The organism is Rhizobium sp. CF142 (assembly GCF_000281145.1).
Taxonomy (GTDB): domain Bacteria; phylum Pseudomonadota; class Alphaproteobacteria; order Rhizobiales; family Rhizobiaceae; genus Rhizobium.
The window spans coordinates 1-2,704 of record NZ_AJWE01000069.1; the positions used below are offsets into that span (position 1 = coordinate 1).

General features: G+C 62.8%; 3 protein-coding genes. 1 reads left to right on the forward strand and 2 read right to left on the reverse strand.

The window, feature by feature from the left end; translation table 11 throughout:
- Positions 1 to 1,182: methyl-accepting chemotaxis protein (locus PMI11_RS15575; RefSeq protein WP_007818581.1), on the forward strand; the 1,182-nt coding region annotated here is incomplete at its 5' end.
- A gap of 169 nt (positions 1,183 to 1,351) precedes the next feature.
- On the opposite strand, the gene PMI11_RS15580 is transcribed toward PMI11_RS15575, so the two are convergent.
- Positions 1,352 to 1,846, reverse strand: a complete 495-nt coding sequence (locus tag PMI11_RS15580; RefSeq protein WP_007818583.1) for a DUF523 domain-containing protein — start codon at positions 1,844 to 1,846, stop codon at positions 1,352 to 1,354.
- A 32-nt stretch (positions 1,847 to 1,878) separates the two neighbouring features.
- A partial coding sequence (locus PMI11_RS15585; protein WP_007818585.1) for a LysR family transcriptional regulator occupies positions 1,879 to 2,704 on the reverse strand: 826 nt, incomplete at its 5' end.

Sequence of the window (2,704 nt, forward strand, 5' to 3'; positions counted from 1 at the left end):
CCTCTGAAGGACGTGCACAACGCCCTGCAGGCTGTTGCCGAGGAAGATGTTTCGCTGAAGATCCCGCATACCGGGATGAACAACGAAGTCGGTATGATGGCGAAGGCGACGCAGTCGCTGCAGGAGAAGATCAGGGAACGTCACGCGATGTCCGATCGCGAGGCTGCCCAGCAGCTGGCTCTCGAAAGCGAGCGCGAAAGCAACCTGCGCCATCAGCAGGATGAAGCCTCCATGCAGGCCCGCGTCGTCAGCACCATCGGCCAGGCGCTGGAGCAGATCGCTCACGGCGACCTGACGGTGCGTTGCGCCGACATCGGCCAGAAATACGCGGCACTGCGCGATAACTTCAACGATGCGCTTTCGCATCTCGAGGCCGCCATGGCCCAGGTCAGCGCCAAGGGCGGTGATATCGGTGTCGCCAAGGAAGAGATCCGCCGCGCCTCCAACGAGCTTTCACAGCGCACCGAGCGTCAGGCCGCAAGCCTGGAGGAAACCTCGGCTGCTCTCGACGAGCTGACCGTCGCCGTTCGCCAGACGGCCGATGGTGCCCATGAGGCCAGCAAGCGGGTTCACTCGGTCTCGACCGAAGCAACCCACAGCGATGCGATCGTCACCCAGGCCATCGAAGCCATGAGCGGCATCGAGAAGTCTTCGTCTGAGATCACCAAGATCATCGGTGTCATCGACGAGATCGCCTTCCAGACGAACCTGCTGGCGCTCAACGCCGGTGTCGAGGCAGCCCGTGCCGGCGAAAGCGGCAAGGGCTTTGCCGTCGTCGCCCAGGAAGTGCGCGAACTGGCCCAGCGCTCGGCTGCTGCCGCCAAGGAGATCAAGGATCAGATCGCCCGTTCGTCCAGCCAGGTCGACCATGGTGTCCGCCTCGTCGGCGAGGCAGGCGAAGCGCTGAAGCGCATCTCCGACCAGATCAAGGCCGCCAATGAGATCGTCGCCAAGATCGCCCACAGCGCTTCCGAACAGGATACGACGCTGCGTTCGATCTCGTCCTCGATGAACCAGCTCGACGCTGCCACCCAGCAGAACGCCGCCATGGCCGAAGAGACCACGGCATCGGCCGAAACGCTGGCTGCCGACACCGATGAACTGCTCGGCCTCATCAGAGGCTTCCGCGTCGGCAACGCTGCCGCAGCTCCCGCCATGCATCAGGGTCGCCGCGCCGCATAAGCGGGGCGACTAAAAGCAATTTCATCACCAAAATATTAGCGGCCGCCGGCATTCCCGGCGGCCGTGCTGTTAGAGCAATTCCAGCAAAAGTGCGCGGCGGTTTTGCGTACGGAATGCGTGAAAACAAGAGACAGGACGTTTCTCTGTCTGGCAGAAGGACGGAGACACTCTAGGTGTTAGGGCCGATGCGCTCGATGAGTTGATCGATCTCACGATCGGAAAAGACTTCGATGCCTGCCTGTTTCAACGCCGCCGCAGTAACGCCGTTGCCGGCCAGCCGGCTGCCCGAGAAGGAGCCGTCATAGATAAAGCCGGAACCGCAGGACGGACTGCCGTCGATCAGCAGCGCATAGCCGCAACCGCTATCAGTCGCAAGCCGCACGGCATTTTCTGCCGCCCGCAGGAATTCATCGGTCACGTCGCCACCGGTCAACTCCACGACGCGGGCAGTTCCTGCCAGGACGTCCTCGCCATCAGCCGCATCGCCGATTTCGGCAGGCGACCGCGGCACCGGCATGCCGGCCGACATTTCCGGACAGATCGTCACGATCAGGCCCTTCTGCATCCAGCGCTCGATTGCCGGATGGATGAGCGGCTTCGCGCGTCCGTCATATCTGACGGCGTGGCCCATGAGACAGGCACTGACGAGGATCTTGGATGCCATGGGATGAGCTTTAGTGGAGATTCATGCCGACGTCACCGCCTGACATCAGGTGCGACCCCGGCAACGCAATTCCGAAACCAGCGCTGCGCCGGATGTGCATCGTTGCGCCGATGCCAGGACATGACGAAGGGGATAGGCTCCAGCATGAGCGGCGGCTCCAGCAGGGCAAGTTCGTCCGCATGGCCGGAGGCTGCCACGACACCGGCCATCAAGGTGGCGATCATGTCAGAACGGGCAATCAAGAGCGGCGCGGCATACATATTGGGAAGTGTGAGCGCGAGCCGCCGCTGAAGCCCTGTCTTTGCTAGCGCTGCGTCGACATGGCCGAAACGCTCGTTTTCCGGCGAGACGAGCAGGTGCGGGAGAGCCAGAAAGGCGTCGAGGTCAAGCGTGCGTCGCGCAGCCGGATGATCCTTCCTGACGATGCAGACGAAACACTCTTCGAACAGAGGCTGAGTCAGAATGCGCCCCGTTTTCGCTGCCGGCACCCCGACCGTCACATCGACCTCTCCGGCATCCAGGAGATCGATGGAGTCGTCGCGGGCGCTGAAATTCCGGACCTGCAATGTCGCATCCGGAGCCGCTTTGGCAAGATGCGCAACGAGTTGCGGCAGGAGCGCGAAAGTCGGATGGTCGGAGAGACCGATCGTGAAGGTGGCGGACGAGGTCGCGGGGTCGAAAGCCTGGGTGAAATCGAGTGTGCGCTGGATATCGGCAAGAGCACGCGATAATGGCTCGGCGAGGTCAAGCGCTCTTGGTGTCGGCTGCAGGCCCTGCGGTCCCCGCACCAAAAGCTCATCCTTGAGAAGGCTGCGCAACCGCGCCAGGGCAGCGCTCATGGCGGGTTGCGTGCGGCCG

What these genes read in the sequence shown, in the direction of transcription:
- PMI11_RS15580 (WP_007818583.1), bottom strand. Translation starts at nt 1,846, where the DNA reads ATGGCATCCAAGATCCTCGTCAGTGCCTGTCTCATGGGCCACGCCGTC.